Genomic DNA, 17579 nt, shown 5'->3' on the forward strand with positions numbered 1-17579 from the left:
GCGTCCAGGCTGATACGGCCCTAGCGGACCGGCTTGCGATACGCCTCCGACAGCGTGGCCTTGTACTGCGCCAGCGGTTGCAGCCCCATGACCTGGCGCCGTGCGTCCAGTCCGTCCATGTCTTCGGTGGGCCGCAGCTCCATCGTGCCGTCGCCGGCGGTGGTGAACTGGCTGCCGTAACGCTGCGGCTTGCCCTGCGCGAGCAGTACGCGATCGGTCAGCAACGCCAGATCGGGAAGATCGGCCTCGCCGGCCTTCGCCGCATGTTCGATCATCGGCAGTACCTGTGCCTGGAACGCGGGATCGTGATCGGCGTGCTGGACGATCAGCCAGGCCGCCTTGGCCCCGTCATGGCCGACCCGCGAATAGGTCGGCCAGCCCTTGTCGGCAATCATGGTCTTCAACCAATCGGCATTGGCCTGGGCCACCGGTGCTACGCCCTTGAACGCATTGCCACCCCCCGCGTCGATGGCCACATGCTGGGCGGCCTGGTCACGTGCGGCGCGCTCCAGCAGCTCTTTGCGCAACGGCGCGTCCAGCTGCGCGAGGCGTTGCTGCTCGGCGGCTTCCACGCGCCGCTGCATGTCCGGCCACGCCTGATCGGCGCGCAGGGCGTTCAGGCCCGGTCGATCCTTGTGCAGCAGATCATCGAATGACAGGCGCCCGCGGGGCAGCAGTTGGTTCACGTAGTCCATTGCCTGGCTGCGGTCGCCGGCAGCGGCCGTGCATTCCACCAGCAGCAGCTCGCCGCCGTCGGGGAAGCGGCCACCACGCTGCAACAGCTCGCCGAGCAGTCGCGCGCATCCGCTGAAGTCATCGGCGCCGTAGCGATCGAGGGCGGCGAAGAAGGGATCCTCGGCAGCGGCGTGCGCGTCAAGCGGTGTGCCCAGCGCCAGAGCGAGGGCCACGGTTGTGGCGGATGCGCGCAGCCACTGCATCGATGTATGGGACATCAGCGTCTTCCTCCGTGAAGTGCAGGGATGGCCACGTCCTGCCGGCCTCATGGCGCAGGCTAGCAGTGTCATGGTGCTGTCTCAAACGCACGCGGTATCCGCCGCAACCTGAGAACCGCTCCGTCGCCGATCAGGAGCTTCGGCTATGATCGCCCGCACATCGCCACGCGCGATGCGCCCGCCTCAAGCCAGCAGGAACCGCCGTGAACTCCCAGCCCGCACCGATCACCGCTCTCAATCACACGCTCGACAACGAGCCGCAGCAGATCACCGCGCCACTGACCCATTCGGCGGCGTTCCTGGTGTTGAAGGTGAAGGACGACGAGGCGTCGATCGCGAAGGCACGCGAGGTCCTGGCCAGCACCGATGACCTGATCAAGAACACCGCCATCCGCGAGATCGAGCGCACCTTCACCTGCAACGTGGCCATTGGCTACCGCGTGTGGCAGCCGCTGGTGGGCACCACGCCGCCGCGTGAGCTGCAACCGTTCCGCGAGATCAAGGGCGCGACCCACACCGCCGTGTCCACGCCCGGCGACCTGCTGTATCACATCCGCGCACGCACCATGGATCTGATCGTGGCATTCGAGCGCAACCTGCTGATGGCCTTCGGCGATGCGGTGGAGACGGTCGATGACGTGGCCGGCTTCCGCTATTTCGATGGCCGCGACCTGCTCGATTTCGTCGATGGCACCGCCAACCCGGAAGGGCTGTCGCTGCCGGAAGCCACCATCGTGGGTGAGGAAGACCCGGAGCATGCCGGCGGCAGCTACGTGGTGGTGCAGAAGTACCTGCACAATCTTGATGCCTGGCGCGCACAGAAGACCGAGGCGCAGGAAGCGATCATCGGCCGCACCAAGCACGACAACATCGAGCTGGATGATGCGCCGGCCGATGCGCAGAAGTCGCACAAGACGCTGTGCACCATCGAGGATGCTGACGGCGAGCACGAGATCCTGCGCGACAACATGCCGTTCGCCAACCCGGGTCGCGGCGAGTACGGCACCTACTTCATCGGCTACACGCGCCGCCTGTGGGTGATCGAGAAGATGCTCGAGCGCATGTTCATCGGCAATCCCGCGCCACTGCACGACCGCATCCTTGATTTCTCCACCGCCACCACCGGCGTGACCTTTTTCGCGCCCTCGCGCAAGGTGCTGGCCGATCTGGGCGATTGATCGCGCCTCTCGTTCTTGCGCATGCTACTGGCCGCTCTGTTCCAGTAGATCCACGCCATGCGTGGATGGCGCACACGTTGCCCGTAGTAGCCACGCATGGCGTGGCTCTACTGTGCCGCCATCTGCCTGTCATCTACCGCGCCGACCATCTGCCGTTGGATGCGAGTGCAGGAGGCGGGCGATGGCCATGACCGGAAACAGGAGCGGCGCACGCCGCGGGTGGAAGCGGCTGGCCGCGTTGTTCGGTGCGCTGGCACTGGGGAGCGCTGCGGTGTCCGCGCAGGAAGCCCCTGCGCACTGGATGGCCTACGCCGCCGCCGTGGGGGGGCAGCTGCAGCAGCGCCTGCAGCAGGAGCAGGACCCGCAGGCGCAGCGCGTGCTGGAATGGCTGCAGGCACATCCGGACGCACCGACGCCGCTATCGGTGAGCGTGTGGATCGCGGCGGATGGCCGCATCTCGAAGCTGGAATTCGACAGCCTGGGTGATGCCCAGGTCGACGCCGACCTGCGCGCGACGCTGCAGGCCGCGCCGTTGCAGGCGGCCCCACCGGCCGACATGCGCCAGCCGCTGCGGCTGGGTCTGGCCCTGACCCCGTAGATCCACGCCATGCGTGGATGGCGCGCCGATTGCCCCTAACAGCCCCGCATGGCGTGGCTCTACCGGGTTGCCACCTGCGGTTCACGCGCGGCGGCGCTCCATGCGCGCAGGCCGAATACGGCCAGGCCGAGGAAGAACACGTACAGCGCGGCGGTCACGTGCAGCGACTTGAACAGGTACGCACCCACATAGACCACGTCCACCGCGATCCACACCCACCAGCAGGCCACGTGGCGGCGCGCCTGCCACCACTGGCCGACCAGGCTCAGCGCGGTCAGCATCGCGTCCAGCCAGGGCAGTGCGGCATCAGTGAAGGTGTGCATGGCCGCACCCAGCGCCACGCCACCGCACAGGCCGATGGCCAGGTCGCGCAGCAGCTTGCCGCGCGCCAGCGGCACGATGCGGATGCTGCCTTCATCGGCGGCGTGCTGCCGCCAGTTGAGCCAGCCATAGACCAGGAAGCCGCCGAAGGCGACCTGCAGCAGGGTGTCCGAGTACAGCTTGGCCTCGGCGAACACCAGACCGTACAGCGTCACCGACAGCAGGCCCACCGGCCACGCTGCCAGCCGGCGCCGGGCCATCAGCCAGACGCCGAGGATGCTGCTCAGCGCGGCGGTCCACTCCAGCATCACGCCGCTCACAGCGCGAACGTCACCGACAGGCGGGCCTGTCGCGGTGCACCGGGGAACAGGTAGTAGTCACCACCGCTGCTGCCGGTATCGCGCCAGTAGAAGCGGTTGAACACGTTGTCCACCGACAGGTTCCAGGTCACTGCGCGCTCATGCAGGCGATGCTGGAAACGCAGGCCGGCATCGAACACCGAGTAGTCCGGTGCGCGCACCCCACCGTCGGCGCGGGCGACATTGGCACCGGCATAGCGCCAGCCACCGGTCACATCCAGGCCCTGCACGAACGGCAGCGCATAGGCCAGGTGCACGCTGGCGCGCACCTTCGGCACGTTCACCAGCTGATGGCCTTCATAGGCCGGCGTGCCGGTGTCGCGCGCGCGCGCCTGCAGCACGCTGGCGCTGGCCACGATCTGCAGCGCATCGGTCAGCTGGCCGTTGGCGGTCAGCTCCAGGCCGGTGTGGGTCTGCGTGCCTTCTTCGATGAAGGTGTAGCCGACGTCGCTGTTGTCCGGCTTGGCGTACTGGTACGGCTGCGAAATGCGGAACACCGCCGCGCCCAGCGTCAGCGCCTCGACCGGCACGTACTTCACGCCCACTTCCAGCTGCCGCGACTGCACCGACGGCAGGAAGGTGTCGGCGTTGCTGGTCCAGAACGGCGCTTCCTGGCCCAGCGAAATGCCGCGCACGTAGCTGGCATAGGCATTGAGCTGGTCGGTGGCCTTCCACACCACCGCAGTCTGCGGCAGGAAGCGAGAAAGGCGGCTGTGCCGCTGCGGGGTGCCACGCTTGTCGTAGGCGCGCTCGTCCAGGCGCACGAAGCGGCCACCCGCCAGCCACTGCCAGTCATCGCCGAAGCTCATCCGGTCCAGCGCGAAGAACGCGGTCTGGCCGCTGTCCAGGCGACGTGCGGACGGGCCCGGCATCTTCGGCGACGGCGCGAACACCGGCACCGGTGCGTCGTGGATGTTGGTGGTGCCAACGTACTCGTTGACGCTCGGGCGCCTGTCCACGGTGCGGCGGAAGTAGTCGGCGCCGAGGGTCAGCTCATGGCCGACGCTGCCGGTCTCGAAGCGGCCACGCAGTTCGGCACGGGCCTGCTGGTTGCGGCGGGTATCGTCCGGGCTGCGGTAGTCGTAGACGTCGTAGTCGCCGTTGGGCGCGAAGTAGTTGCCCGGCACGCTGCCATCGGCGCACTGCACGGCGTAGTAGCAGCCGTAGGCGAAGGCGACGTTGTCATCGATCACCGAGCGGCTGTGGCCGACCGAGACGCGCGACTGCCAGGTCTCGTTGAAGTCGTAGGTGTGCAGGGCGGTGATGTTGGTGCTGGCGATATCCACCGGCCGCTGCCACGGCTGGTAGCCGAGCAGGTGCTCGCGGTCGACGCCGCGCGGCAGGTCGCGTGCGCCCAGCAGCTGGTAACCGGACACCGAACGCTGCGAGCTGGTCTGGTAGTTGGCGTCCACCTCCAGCTTGCCGCGCTCGCCGATCAGCCAGTCGGCGGCCAGCGAATAGAAATTGCGGCGGCCATCGGCGTGCTCGACATAGGAATTGCTGGAATCCCATGCGGCATTCAGGCGCAGGCCGAAGCGCGGGGTGATCCAGTGGCCGACATCGACAGCGACGTAGCGCGAGCCTTCCGAGTCGGTACCGAGCGTGGCGGTGCGCATTTCGGCCGGGCGCTTGCCGATGTAGTTGATGATGCCGCCGGGTGCCATCACGCCTGCGGCCAGGCCGGCTTCACCCTTGAGGATCTCAACCGACTGCACGTTCTCCAGCGCCAGGCGCTGTTCGCCGGCGATGGACAGGCCGTTGAAGCGATAGCCGGTGGCGGCGTCAAGGGCGAAGCCACGGATGGCGATGTTCTGGTAGTAACCCACCGGTGCATACGCATCACCCAGCGAGGCATCGTTGCTGGCCAGCTCGGACAATGAACGCACCTGACGACGGTCGAGGTAATCGCGCTCGAGCACGTTCACCGAGGCCGGCGTGTCCTTCCAGCTGCCGCCACCGAAGGCGTTTACGCGCGAGGTATCGGCCTTCGGTTTGCCGGCCTGCACGCGCACCGCCGCCAGCTCGGTGGGCGAGCGCTCGGCGCCGGTGGCAGCCACATCAGGGGACGCCTCGGCCTCGCGGGCATGCAGCGGCAGCGCGGCGCAGAGGGCGAGGAAGAGCAGGGTGGGGCGCAGGCAGCGGTTCATTCGGTTCGTCTTCGGACAACAAGGGAGACGAAGCGACGGCGCGCAGGTGCACCGGCCCATGACGGGGGTGTGGCTGCGGCTCAAAGCTCCCTACGCCGGTGCAAACCGGATCAGGTTCCAAGGGACTCTCTCAGCCTGGCAGATCCAGGCACCCCCGCTTCAGGTGACCATTTCACTACAAATGGTACGGATTTGCGAGTCGGTGCCCTTCAGGCTGCCGCGTGCAGCGCCTGCAGCAGTGCCTGCCCCGGCGCGCTGTGGAACCATGCCGGATGCCCCAGCATGAAGGGCTGCCAGGCCACATCCGCGTTCGCGGTCGAACCATGATGCCTTCGAAGTACTCCACTTCGGACAGTGCGAAGTCGAAATGGACCATCGGCAGCAGGTCGGCCAGCAGGTGCACGCGTGCCGCCGACAACGGCAGCGCCTGGCGATAGCCGTCGAGCAACGCCAGCGCGATATCGATGCGCACCGCCTGCATGCCGCGCTCCAGTTCCAGCCACGCCACCGCATTGCGCTCGATCGCGGTGGCGAGGTCGAACAGTGCGCTGGTGGGCGAGGCCAGGCCGAAATCCAGCACGGTACCGACCTGCCCATCGCGCCACAGCAGGTTGGAAACGTGCCAGTCGTTGTGCGCCCACAGCCGTGGCTCGTCGCGCAGGCGCTGGGCCAGGCCGGCATGCCATGGCAGCACGTCACGCTGCAGCTGCACTTCCCACGGAATGCGCGCCAGATAGCGGGCCAGCCCGGGGCGCTCATGCAGCCCTGCCTTGATGGCCGCGATCGGATCGTCGGCGCGGATCAGATCGTCGCGCGCGACCAGCACATGGGTGCTGCGCTGGGGCGCGTGATAGCTGGCCGAGGCAAGGTGCAGCTGTGCGAGTGCGCGCCCGGCTTCGCGGGCCTGCGCAACATCGGTCAGCAGCGACCACGACACCGCGTCGCGGTACAGGTCGTCGCCCACGCCGACATCGTGCAGTTCAAACGTCCATTCGCCGTGTTCGACCGCGGTGTGGCCATCAACCGCCGGCAGCACCTGCACCACCGGCGCGCCGGCGGCGGCGAGATGGGCGATGAAGCGGTGTTCTTCTTCCAGGCAGGCCGCGCTGCGCACGCTGTGGTGGTGGCGCTTGATGAACACCGCACCGTCCACGCCGTCGACGATGGCGGCGGCCGACAGCGGCCGTGGGCTGTGCCAGCGCGGTTGGCTGTGCCCGCCCAGCTGCGGGTAACGCGTACTCAGCCACGCGATGTCCGCCGCGCTGATCGGTGGCCAGTCGGCAGGGACCTCGTCGTTGTTGAGGCCCTGCACGCGATGGGAGGAAGACGTCATGCCGCAGCCCCGGTGGGGAAAGTCACATCCAAGGCTGCGCATTCAACGCCATGCACGCGGCCAACGCAAACGGGCGGGTCATCGACCCGCCCGTCCGTGCATCGGCATGGAGGATGCCGTCCTGCTTACCAGCCGCGATGGCGACCGCGGTCGTGGTAGTAGCGGTTGTCGTAGTAACGCTCGCGCTGCCAGCGGCGGTCGTCGCCACGGTCGTAGTAGCCGCTGCGGTAATAGCCACGATCGTACCGGCGGTCGTAACGGTCGTTGTAGTAGCGGTTGTCGTAATAGCGACGGTCGCGACGATCGGAGGTGGTCAGGTTGCCGATCGCACCGCCGGCCACGGCACCGCCGACAGTGGCGGCGGGATCACCGTTGGAGAGCAGGTTGCCGGCCACGCCACCGACCACGGCGCCGACCAGGGTGCGCTTGTCCTTCCTCGACATCGCGCTGGCATCGCTGACCACGGCCACACCGGCCACCAGAGCCAGAGCCATCGCCAGACCACGGAAGCTGAGTGCGGAAGTACTGAGCATGTTCGTTCTCCTGTGAGGTGCATGCCACGCTGGGCAGGGAGGGCGCGGGGCGCCCCGGCTGCCGTGGTGTCCACGCTGGCGTTCCAACATTGCCGGAACATTGCCTGGTCCACCGTGCGGCTTGCGCATTCATCTAGCGGCAGGCGGCATGAAGCAAGGCTGAAAGCGGCCCCGGCCGCTCAGCTGGCAGAAAGGGAAAAGGCCACGCCGGCGTGGCCCTCCCTTCTCTGCCAAGGCGCTGCGGGCTTAGACGCCCATCGCCTTCTGTGCCTGCCGGGCCTGCTCCTGCTGGGCGTCCTGCTGCGGGTGCAGCACGTTCGGCGCACCCTGCACCGCGCCGCTGCTGAGCGCCAGGCTCTGTTCGCTGGCCGCCCGCGTCTCCACCGCGACGCGGCTGGCCGCCGGGTCACCGATCGTGCCCTGCACGGCGAACAGACGCTCGCCGTTCGGGCTGGGAACCACCGAGTCGATACGCTGCAGGCCGGCAGCATGCGCCTCCTTGGTCAGGGCTGCGGCGGCGCTTTCCAGCGCGTGGCGATCCTTGAAGGTGCCTGCCGGCATCAGCTCCAGACCCTTGCTGGCCTGGATGAACAACGGATTGCGTGGGTGCCGTTCGTCGTTGAGCAACGGCCGTTCGCGTGCGTCCTTGATCGCTTCCAGGGTCTTCGCCCCGACAATGCCGTCGGCCACCAGGCCGTTGTCCTTCTGCAGCTGGCGCACCGCCGCGTCGGTGTTGCGGCCGAAGCGGCCATCCTCGACCAGCGGCTTGCCGTCGGCACCGACGTAGCCGAGGTGGCCCAGCTGCTCCTGCACCTTGCGCACGCCTTCGCTGTGCGCACCCTGCTTGTACAGTTCGGCGTGCGGGGTGGCAGCGGCCTTGTGCTCGGCCGCTGGCTTGCCCTGGGTCTGCTCGTGCGACTGGGTGCGGTTTTCCAGCAGGTCGCGCGCCTTGGACAGCGGATCGGAGGCGTACAGCTTCCAGTTCGGGTGGTCCTTCACCTGCTTGAGGTAGTCCTCCACCGGCATGGTGTGCACGCCCTTGCTGCCGGTGGACTGGCTGATCAGCAGTTTGTCGGTGTTGGGGTCGCGCACCACCATCACGATGTGGTCGATGCCGTTCCAGTGCTCGTGGCGGGTCCTGGCCGTATCCAGGCCGATGATCATGCCTTCCTTCAGCGCATCGGGCTTCAGGACCGCGTCGCGGTCCAGCAGCACGCCGGACTGGTCGAACGCCTTGCGCACTATGCCGCCGGAACCCAGGTTGCCCAGGTCGATGCGGTCGGCCTTGCTGAACACCGCGTGCCCGGCCTTCTGGTTGATCTCGTCCATGGTCCGGTTCTGCAGCGTGCCGACCCAGCCGGAACAGTCGATGTAACCCTGCTCCACGTTCTTGCCGGTCTTGCCCGGTACGTATAGTGCGTGACCCGGAATGTTGATGGCGTACTTCACGTGGTCGTACTTCAGGCCTGCGTCGTAGGCGGCCTGCAGTTCAATGCCCGGCTTCGGCGCGGCGGCCGCCGTTGCGGTTGCCGCCAGCGCGGCTGCGCCCGCCGCCACAGCTGCGCTGGCCTGTGCAGGCGCTGCCGGGGACTGGCCCTGGCCCTGCGCCACCGTCTGCGGGGCAATGTTCTTTTCCGGGATGCTGATCGCCGCGTACTTGTGGATGTAGTAGCTGGAGAACGTCCGCGCCAGGTCGCCGTCGTTCATGCCGCGCATCTCGGCCAGCGTGTGGCCGGTCAGCGCCTTGGCATCGGAACCGATCTGGTTGAGCACGTTGCGGCGCATGTTGATCTCTTCGCCATGGCCGTTGCGCACCACGCCGAAGGTGCCGGTGGCGATGGCCGTCTGCACCGAGCCATAGCCGGCGCTGCCCTGCTGGTGGGCCAGGTACAGATCCAGGCCGGTTGGCGTCGCTCCGCCGGACAGGTACGGCTGGCCCGTGCGTTCGTTGCGGCGCGCCATCGAGTCCAGGTTGTCCTGGTACATCTGCGCGGCCGCTTCGGTGTTGCGGGTGGGGTCGAACTCGTGGCCGGTCAGGTGGTACTGGCGCGCGGAACCGGGCACGAACTGGAACAGGCCCTTGGCACCGGACGAGGTGTTGTGGGCGCGCTCGTTGAAGCTGCCGCCGGTCTCGATGTGCGCGAAGCGCATGAAGTCATCGACCGGGATGCCCTTGTGCCGGGCAACCTGCTCGACGATGTCCAGGACTTCCTTTCTGCTGTAGTCATGCTGTGCCATGACGTTTTCCTCGGGGTTGATGGAGCGGCGCATGCCGCGAATCGCCAACCGGACTCATCCGTGAGTCAAGAACATGTCGGTCAACAGGTAACCCGCGCGTGGCGGGTGCTATCAGGGCGCGACGTACTGCTGGGTCGCGCTGTCGAAGGTGTAGTGCACGGCGTCGCCGGCACCCAGAGCGCGGGTCTTGCCGGGGGCTTCGATGGTGGTGCCCTTGAAGGTCACGGTCAGTCGCGGCAGGCCGTTGCCGTCGGCAACGAAGGCCAGTTCGCCATCGCTGTCGGTGCAGGGCATCACGTTGCCTTCGTCGCAGGCCGCGCTGTTGTCCTCACCGGTGCGCACCGAGCCGACATAGCGCCACACCTTGCTGTCCACGTCGTCTTCGCTGCGCTTGGGGTTGAACAGCAGCAGCGCATAGCCGGTGCTGCTGATGCCACGGTCGAAGCTGCTGGTCGGCACCGCCAGCAGCAGGCGGCCGTCGGTGGTGCGATGTTCAAGCGGCTTGCGCCGGGTATCGACATCGTCGGCCTTGTCGTACGCGCCCAGTGCGCCGATGGTCCATTCCTGGCCACGGAACTTCCATGGCTTCCTGGCGTCGGTGCCGGCCAGCACGAAGGTGGCCTCGGCGAGGTTGGCGCGGTCGTCCGGACCGGCCGGCGTCTGCTCGCCCGGCTTGCCGTAGTGCTCGCGGGTATCCCAGGAGAAACCCGTGTAGTACGTGGTGCCATCAAGAGTGAAGGTGTGGCCGAACCAGAAGGTCGCCACGCTGCCGTTCTGGACCTCGTAGGAGGTCGCGCCATCGCCGTCCACCTGGTAGGTGAAATACATCACGGTCGGCGCGTCGGGCGGGATGACGGCGGCATCGGGGGTGGGGGTCTGCATCGGGGCAACATCCTGTCGGGGCGCATTGGCAGCCTGCGCAGGGGCGCCAGGCTGGGAGGACGAGGGGGCCGGATCGGCGGCGCTGCAGGCGGCAGCGGAAAGAGAGACGAGCAGGCACGCCGCGAATGCGCGCAGGGGCCGCAACGGCAGGGTCCAACGTAGCTCAGGGGGGTGATGCATGCGCCTCTCCATGGTCAGCGTTGCCGGGCCAGACGGCCGGCAGGAAACCGCACCCCATCCACCAGGGACGGGAGCGAGGACATGAGCCGGTCGATTCCTTCGACCTCGCATTGAGAACTCATGCCGGGCCATCTTGGCACAGATCCGCGGCACATCAAAGAGGGCGGTGGCTGGCCTCCGGCGTGTGAGCCGGCTCTCAGATCCTGCCGTCACGCAGGTAGTCGAACAGTTCGGCGTCGCCTTTCAGGCCCAGCTTGAGCATGGCGTCACCCTTCTGCCGGCTGATGGTGCTGACGCTCTTGTGCAGCTGCAGCGAGATTTCCTTCACCGTCATGCCGGTGCCAAGCAGCCGCAGCACCTCCACCTCGCGCGGCGACAGCGGCTTGCCGTCGCCCTCGCGCATGCGCCAGCTGCCGGCGGTCTCGACCCGCTCGCGCAGGCTGCGGCTGATATAGGGCTGGCCACGATAGACCGCCTGGATGGCCTGCGGCAGTTCGTCCATCGACGAGCTCTTGTCGACCAGGCCGAGCACGCCGCTGTCGAGCACCATGCGCAGGATGGCCAGGTTGTTGGAGACGCTGAGCATCAATACCGGCAGGTCGGGATGGCGGCGGCGGATCATGCCGATCATGGCGAAGCCATCGGCCTGGGGGCTGCCGGGCATGGAGTAGTCGGTGACCAGCAGGTCGCAGGGCTGGCTGCCAAGCAGGGCCATCAGCGCCTGTGCACTGTCGGCTTCGCCGACCACGCGGCCTACCCCGCTCGATTCGATGACGGCGCGGGTACCGATACGGACCACCGGGTGGTCGTCTGCGATGATGATGCGCAAGCTCATGCTCTAGTATGGCCACCGGGCTGGCTGGGCCGCGACCATCGCGGTCCCTGGCAGGATTCTAGGAGATCGTCGCCGATGCGTAGCTGGGCTGTTCGCGGACTGGTCCTGCTGCTGGTCCTGCTGGCGCTGCCGGCAGCGTTGGCGCAGGCCGTTCCTGGCCTCCTGCCGCTCAGTCCCCTGCAGCGCGAGTACCTGGCCACCCATCCGAGCATCGTCGTGGGGCAGTATGACAGCGGCTGGCCACCATTCGAGTCACTCCGTGATGGCCAGCAGGTGGGTCTGGGCCCGGATTATCTGTCGCTTCTTGCCCGTCAGTTGGGTGTGAAGGTCGAGGCCCGTCGTTTTCCGGATTGGACCTCCGTGCTGGATGCGGCATGTCGTGGCGAGATCGATGTGGTGATGAATGTCGGTCTGAGTGCCGACCGCACCCGCTGCATGGTCTATACCGCCGCCTATGGCGAGGCACCGCTGGCTCTGGTGGGCCGCCCCGACGACCTGCGTGCCTCGGACAATCCCGATCTGGATGGACTGCGGGTGGTGATCGAGCAGGACTTCCTGACCGGTCCGCAGGTGCGCGCGCGTTTTCCGCAGGCCCGTCAGCTTGTCGCAAACAGCTCGTTGGCGGCACTCGAGATGGTCAGAGACGACAAAGCTGATGTCTATATCGGCAATGCCTATGTCGCCACCGAACTGATCGCCACCCAGCGCCTGCAGGGCGTGGTGTTGCTGCGGCCGAGCGATCTGCCTCCCGAACGCCTGCACTTCGGTGTACCCAACAGCAAGCAGCCATTGGCCGAAGCGCTGGACCTCGCGCTGGCGGCAACCAGCCAGTCGCAACGGGAGGCGCTGGCACAACGCTGGCTGCCGCCGCCGCAGTGGTCGGCATCGGCGCAGCTGGCGCTGAGCCGGGCAGAGAAGCGGGTGCTGGAACAGCCGTTGAAGATCGGTTTCGCACCGAACGCGGCGCCGCTGTCGTTCACCGACGAGCAGGGCAAGCCCAGCGGCCTGGCCAGTGAGTACCTGCGCCGTCTGATGCAGGCTGGCGCCAACCTGCAGCCGGAGAGCAGCCACGACTGGTATGAGGTGCGTGAGAAGGCCCGCCGCGGCGAGTTGCAGGCGGTGATGGGAATCCCGGCCGATTCGCGCTACCTGGGGCCGGACTGGGTGTTCAGCCAGCCCTTCATCAGTGTGCCGAACGTGATCGTCAGCCGCGTCGACAGCCCAGCCCTGCTGGGCATGTCGGACCTACAGGGCAAGCGCGTGCTGCTGTCCGATCCCGAGCGTGTGCGGGGCTACGTGCTGCAGCAGGCACCGCAGGCGCGGATCATGGCGGCACGCAGTGCGGAACAGGCGATGCAGCGACTGCTTGATGGCGAGGCCGATGCCTACGTGGGCAATCTGGCGCTGGTCGACTACCTGCTGCGCAGTCGTTTCCCCGGCCGCCTGCAGGTCGCTGCACCGGCAGGCTTCAATGATCAGCTGGTGCTGGCGGTGGAGCGGCGGCATGCCGCACTGGCGACCACCTTCGACCGCCTGCTGCTGCAGATGACGCCGCGCAAGCATGAGGCGCTGCGTGGCGACTGGCTGGCGGTGGAGTATCGCACTGGCGTTGACTGGAAAAGCGCATTGCACTGGGGCCTGCCACTGGCGCTGGTACTGCTGACCGCGTTGTTGGTGCATGGCATCGGCTACTGGCGCCTGCGCCGCGAAGTGACCGGCCGGCGTCATCTGGAACAGCGACTGGCCGAGGTCACCGACAACCTGCCTGCGGTGGTCTACCAGGCACGCCGCAGCGCTGATGGCGTGCTCAGTTTTCCGTTCATCGCCGGTGATCTGCAGGCGTTGTTCGGGATCAGCCCGCAGCAGGCCGAGCAGGATGCCAGCATGCTGCTGGAACGCATTGAAGAAGACGATCGCGCGCACATCCTGCAGGCCGTCGAACAGGCCGCGCGCCAGTTCGCGCCGCTGATCCTCGAGTTCCGCCTGCGCGCCGGGGGCGAAGGCGCGCGCTGGGTGCGCAGCCAGGCCCATCCGTATGCCGCCGAAGCCGGTGCGGTGACCTGGAGTGGCTACTGGGTGGATGTAAGCGAAGCGCGTGCACAGGCCGACGCCCTGGTCACGGCCAAGGCCGAGGCCGAGCAGGCGGCGGAAGCGAAGTCGCGCTTCCTGGCGACCATGAGCCATGAAATCCGTACGCCGATGAGTGGCGTGCTGGGCATGCTGGAAGTGCTGGCGCATTCGCCGCTGGACACCGAACAGCAGCGCATCCTTGGGGTGATCGAGGACTCGGCGCAGATGCTGCGGCAGATCCTGGACGACATCCTCGACTACTCACGGCTGGAGGCTGGCGCACTGCGCCTGGAGCCGGTGCCGCAGCCACTGCGGCCGTTGCTGGAGAGCGTGTGCCGCCTGCTCTCCGCACAGGCCAGTGCACGTGGGTTGGCGTTGCACGTGCAGATCGACCCGCAGCTGGCGCCGGCCCACGAAGTGGATGGCGTACGCCTGCGCCAGATCGTGTTCAACCTGCTCAGCAACGCCATCAAGTTCACCGCGCAGGGCGAGGTTCGCCTGCAGCTGGAGGTGCTGGGGCCGACCAGCGAGGAGGGGGCTCAGCCGCTGTGCCTGAGTGTCACCGATACCGGCATCGGCATTGCACCGGAACAGCTGCAGCACCTGTTCGCTCCGTTCACCCAGGCCGGTGCCTACATCCAGCGAGACCACGGCGGCACCGGGCTGGGCTTGAGCATCTGCCAGCGTCTGGTGCAGATGATGGACGGCGAGCTGGCGTTGCACAGTACGCTGGGCGAGGGCACCCGCGCCGAGGTGCGGCTGTCGCTGGTGGAGGCCGGCAGTGGCGATGTCGAAGCCCTGGTGGCCGAGCAGGATCAGATGGCGCTGCTGCCTGCGCCGCTGCGCGAGGCACGGGTGCTGGTGATCGAGGACCACCCGACCAACCAGGCGATGATGGCCTGGCGCCTGCAGCAGCTGGGCGTGCCGCACGTGATGGTCGGTGACGGCCAGCAGGGACTGGATCGGCTGTCGTCGGAGAGCTTCGATCTGGTGATCACTGACTGCCGGATGCCGGTGCTGGATGGCTTTGGCTTCACCCGGCTGCTGCGCGAACGCGAAGGCCGCAATGGCCAGCCGCGGCTGACCGTGCTGGCGCTGACCGCCAGCGTGCTGGATGACGATGCACGTCGCTGCCGTGAGGCGGGCATGGATGAGGTGCTGGCCAAGCCGCTGTCACTGGCAACGTTGCGCGCCGCGCTGCTGCGCTGGTTGCCACAGGCGCAGGGCCAGTCGTTCGAGGTGCCGGTGGTCGAGGTGGCGGCCGACGATGGCGATACGCTGCCTGATCTGGCGGCCCTGCAGCAGCGCTTCGGCTCGCGCGCGGTGGCCGAGCAGCTGCGTGACAGCCTGCTGCAGGCCAGCGAAGGCGATCTGGCGGCCGTACAGCACGCCGTGCAGGCCGGTGATCGCGAGACTGCCGCGCTGCACCTGCATCGGCAGGCCGGCGGACTGGGCGCGGTGGGGGCAACGGGATTGGCCGCGCAGGCCAATGCACTGGTCGAGCGCCTGCAGGATGCGGCGGAAACCGATGTGGCGTCGCTGTTCGCGGCAGTGGCGACCTTCGTGGCGCGGCTGCAGCAACAGCTGCAGCGCCTGGCTCACTGAGCCGACTGCTGCTGCAGGTAGGCGATCACCAGCGCGCGGCGTTCGGCGCTGGGGAAGGCGTTGTACATGCGCGTGCCGGGCACCATGTGGGTGGGCGACTGCAGGAACGCATCCAGCGTCTGCGCGGTCCAGGTGATGTCGGCGCGGCGCATGCCATCGGAGTAGCCGTAGTCGGGCAGGCTGCCGGCGCGACGACCGATCACGCCGTGCAGGTTCGGCCCGAAGCGGTGGATGCCCCCGGGTTGCACGGTATGGCAGCCGGCACACAGTTCAAACGCGCGCTGCATCGCCTGCTGGTGCGCCTGTTCCGGCGTGGCCGGTGCTGCAGGCGGACGCTGGCAGGCCGTGGCCGCCAGGGCCACGGCAACGGCGATGAGCAGGCGGAGAGCACGCATGGGCGGGCAGGATAGCGGCGCGGTGGAGCGGACGGGCTGCGACACGCGGTCGCAGCCCGCGGCGATCACATGCCGGAGTAGTTCGGGCCGCCGCCGCCCTGTGGGGTCACCCAGACGATGTTCTGGGTCGGGTCCTTGATGTCGCAGGTCTTGCAGTGCACGCAGTTCTGCGCGTTGATCTGCAGCCGTGCGTTGTCGGCTTCACCGACGAACTCGTACACACCGGCCGGGCAGTAGCGGGCTTCGGGACCGGCGTACTCGGCCAGGTTCACCTTCACCGGAATGCTGGGGTCCTTCAGCGTCAGGTGGCTGGGCTGGTTCTCGTCGTGGTTGGTGCTGCTGAGGAACACCGAGCTGAGACGGTCGAAGGTCAGCACGCCATCCGGCTTCGGGTAGGCGATGCGGGTGTGCTTGGCTGCCGGTTCCAGGCAGACATGATCCGGCTGCGTGCGGTGCAGGGTCCACGGCGGATTGCGCACGCCCAGCTTTGGCAGCAGCCACTGTTCCACACCGGTCATCAGCGTGGCCACGGTCTGGCCCTTCTTGAACCACTGCTTGAAGTTCTTGGCCTGCTGCAGTTCGGTGAACAGCCAGCTGGCTTCGAAGGCCTTCGGGTAGGCGCTCAGTTCATCGTGCTGGCGATCGGCAGCCAGCGCGTCGAACGCGGCGTCGGCGCACAGCATGCCGGTCTTGATCGCGGCGTGGCTGCCCTTGATGCGGCTGGCGTTGAGGTAGCCGGCCTCGCAGCCGACCAGGGCGCCACCGGGGAACACCGTCTTCGGCAACGACAGCAGGCCACCGGCGGTGATCGCACGCGCGCCGTAACCGATGCGGGTGCCACCCTCCAGATGCTTGCGGATGGAGGGATGGGTCTTGAAGCGCTGGAATTCCTCGAACGGGCTCAGCCAGGGATTCCTGTAGTCCAGGCCGACCACGTAGCCGATGGCGACCTTGCCGCCGTCGGCGTGGTACAGGAACGCGCCGCCGTAGGTGTCGCTGTCCAGCGGCCAGCCGGCGGCATGCACCACCAGGCCCGGCTCATGCTTGGCCGGGTCGATCTGCCACAGTTCCTTGATGCCGATGCCGTAGGCCTGCGGGTCCTTGCCTTCGTCCAGCGTGTAGCGGGCGATCAGCTGGCGGCCGAGGTGGCCGCGCGCGCCTTCGGCGAAGATCGTGTACCTGGCCTGCAGCGCCATGCCGCGCTCGAAGGCCGGGCCGATGCTGCCGTCCTTCTCGATGCCCATGTCGCCGGTGGCCACGCCGATCACTTCACCGTTGTCGCCGAACAGCACTTCGGCGGCGGCGAAGCCGGGGAAGATCGCCACCTCCAGCGCCTCGGCCTGCTGCGCCAGCCAGCGGGTCACTTCACCCAGGCTGATGATGTAGTTGCCTTCGTTGTGGAAGCACTCCGGCAGCAGCGCGTTGGGCGTGCTGCGTGCGCCGGTTTCGCTGAGGAACAGGAATTCGTCGCGGGTGACCTTCTGCTTCAGCGGTGCGCCGCGCTCGGCCCAGTCCGGGAACAGTTCGGTCAGTGCGCGCGGGTCCATCACCGCGCCGGACAGGACGTGCGCACCCGGCTCGGAGCCCTTTTCCAGTACGCAGACCGACAGTTCACGGCCGGCTTCGATCGCGCGCTGGCGCAGGCGGATCGCGGTGGCCAGGCCGGCGGGGCCGGCACCGACGATGACCACGTCGAATTCCATGACTTCACGCGGGGGCAGGGCGTTGGCTTCAGCACTCATCGATTGCATGACTCGTGGGTAGTGCCGGCATCGGGGCCACCGGCGGTGCCTGGGAATCGCGCGTGCGGCCACGGGCGAAACGGTTGTTTGAATGTGTCAGGGTACCGGGCCGCGCGTGATCGAGCTAGATCGCCGATGTTCACACCCGGATTGCTGCGATGCAGCGTAGGGCCGCAGCTCTGGTGGGTGCCGACCTTGGTCGGCACGCTC

12 protein-coding genes, 1 pseudogene and 1 riboswitch are annotated in these 17579 nt (G+C 67.6%); of the genes and pseudogenes, 3 read left to right on the forward strand and 10 right to left on the reverse strand.

What is annotated here, in order from left to right; translation table 11 throughout:
* Positions 1-20: 20 nt before the first annotated feature.
* Positions 21-953: a DUF6624 domain-containing protein gene (locus tag FQS62_RS00880; protein ID WP_208043809.1), complete on the reverse strand. Its 933-nt coding sequence runs from the start codon at positions 951-953 to the stop codon at positions 21-23.
* Between the two features lie 203 nt (positions 954-1156).
* On the opposite strand from FQS62_RS00880, the gene FQS62_RS00885 reads away from it, so the two are divergent.
* A complete protein-coding gene (locus FQS62_RS00885; RefSeq protein ID WP_208043808.1) occupies positions 1157-2131 on the forward strand; it encodes a Dyp-type peroxidase in 975 nt (324 codons plus the stop codon).
* Positions 2132-2312: 181 nt separating this feature from the next.
* Positions 2313-2729, forward strand: coding sequence for a hypothetical protein (locus tag FQS62_RS00890; RefSeq protein WP_208043807.1), 417 nt, complete (start codon positions 2313-2315; stop codon positions 2727-2729).
* A gap of 59 nt (positions 2730-2788) precedes the next feature.
* On the opposite strand, the gene pnuC is transcribed toward FQS62_RS00890, so the two are convergent.
* From pnuC to FQS62_RS00925, 7 genes and pseudogenes are all read right to left on the reverse strand, one after another.
* Positions 2789-3358, reverse strand: coding sequence for a nicotinamide riboside transporter PnuC (gene pnuC, locus FQS62_RS00895; protein WP_208043806.1), 570 nt, complete (start codon positions 3356-3358; stop codon positions 2789-2791).
* Positions 3359-3366: 8 nt separating this feature from the next.
* Positions 3367-5556 (reverse strand): TonB-dependent receptor, encoded by a 2190-nt coding sequence (locus tag FQS62_RS00900; protein WP_208043805.1) that lies wholly within the window; start codon positions 5554-5556, stop codon positions 3367-3369.
* A gap of 70 nt (positions 5557-5626) precedes the next feature.
* Positions 5627-5722: riboswitch (TPP riboswitch) on the reverse strand.
* A 43-nt stretch (positions 5723-5765) separates the two neighbouring features.
* Positions 5766-6889 (reverse strand): annotated as a pseudogene (locus tag FQS62_RS00905) (phosphotransferase).
* A gap of 125 nt (positions 6890-7014) precedes the next feature.
* Positions 7015-7422 carry a glycine zipper 2TM domain-containing protein gene (locus tag FQS62_RS00910; protein ID WP_049446151.1) on the reverse strand — a complete coding sequence of 136 codons (408 nt, stop codon included), beginning with the start codon at positions 7420-7422 and terminating at the stop codon, positions 7015-7017.
* A 246-nt stretch (positions 7423-7668) separates the two neighbouring features.
* Positions 7669-9660, reverse strand: coding sequence for a peptidoglycan-binding protein (locus tag FQS62_RS00915; protein ID WP_154349910.1), 1992 nt, complete (start codon positions 9658-9660; stop codon positions 7669-7671).
* Between the two features lie 111 nt (positions 9661-9771).
* Complete coding sequence (locus FQS62_RS00920) at positions 9772-10542, reverse strand: hypothetical protein (RefSeq protein WP_129550594.1); 771 nt, start codon at positions 10540-10542, stop codon at positions 9772-9774.
* A 376-nt stretch (positions 10543-10918) separates the two neighbouring features.
* Complete coding sequence (locus tag FQS62_RS00925; protein WP_049446154.1) at positions 10919-11557, reverse strand: response regulator; 639 nt, start codon at positions 11555-11557, stop codon at positions 10919-10921.
* Positions 11558-11632: 75 nt separating this feature from the next.
* On the opposite strand from FQS62_RS00925, the gene FQS62_RS00930 reads away from it, so the two are divergent.
* Entirely contained in the window at positions 11633-15232 is a 3600-nt protein-coding gene (locus FQS62_RS00930) for an ATP-binding protein (protein ID WP_208043803.1), read from the forward strand.
* Here the strand turns inward: FQS62_RS00930 and FQS62_RS00935 are convergent.
* Together FQS62_RS00935 and FQS62_RS00940 are read right to left on the reverse strand one after the other, a co-directional pair.
* Complete coding sequence (locus FQS62_RS00935) at positions 15226-15627, reverse strand: c-type cytochrome (protein WP_049446178.1); 402 nt, start codon at positions 15625-15627, stop codon at positions 15226-15228. The two genes, FQS62_RS00930 and FQS62_RS00935, sit on opposite strands and share 7 nt — an antisense overlap.
* 65 nt (positions 15628-15692) lie before the next feature.
* Complete coding sequence (locus FQS62_RS00940; RefSeq protein WP_049446158.1) at positions 15693-17369, reverse strand: electron transfer flavoprotein-ubiquinone oxidoreductase; 1677 nt, start codon at positions 17367-17369, stop codon at positions 15693-15695.
* Positions 17370-17579 lie beyond the last annotated feature (210 nt).

The organism is Stenotrophomonas sp. SBJS02 (assembly GCF_020428325.2).
GTDB lineage: Bacteria > Pseudomonadota > Gammaproteobacteria > Xanthomonadales > Xanthomonadaceae > Stenotrophomonas > Stenotrophomonas africana.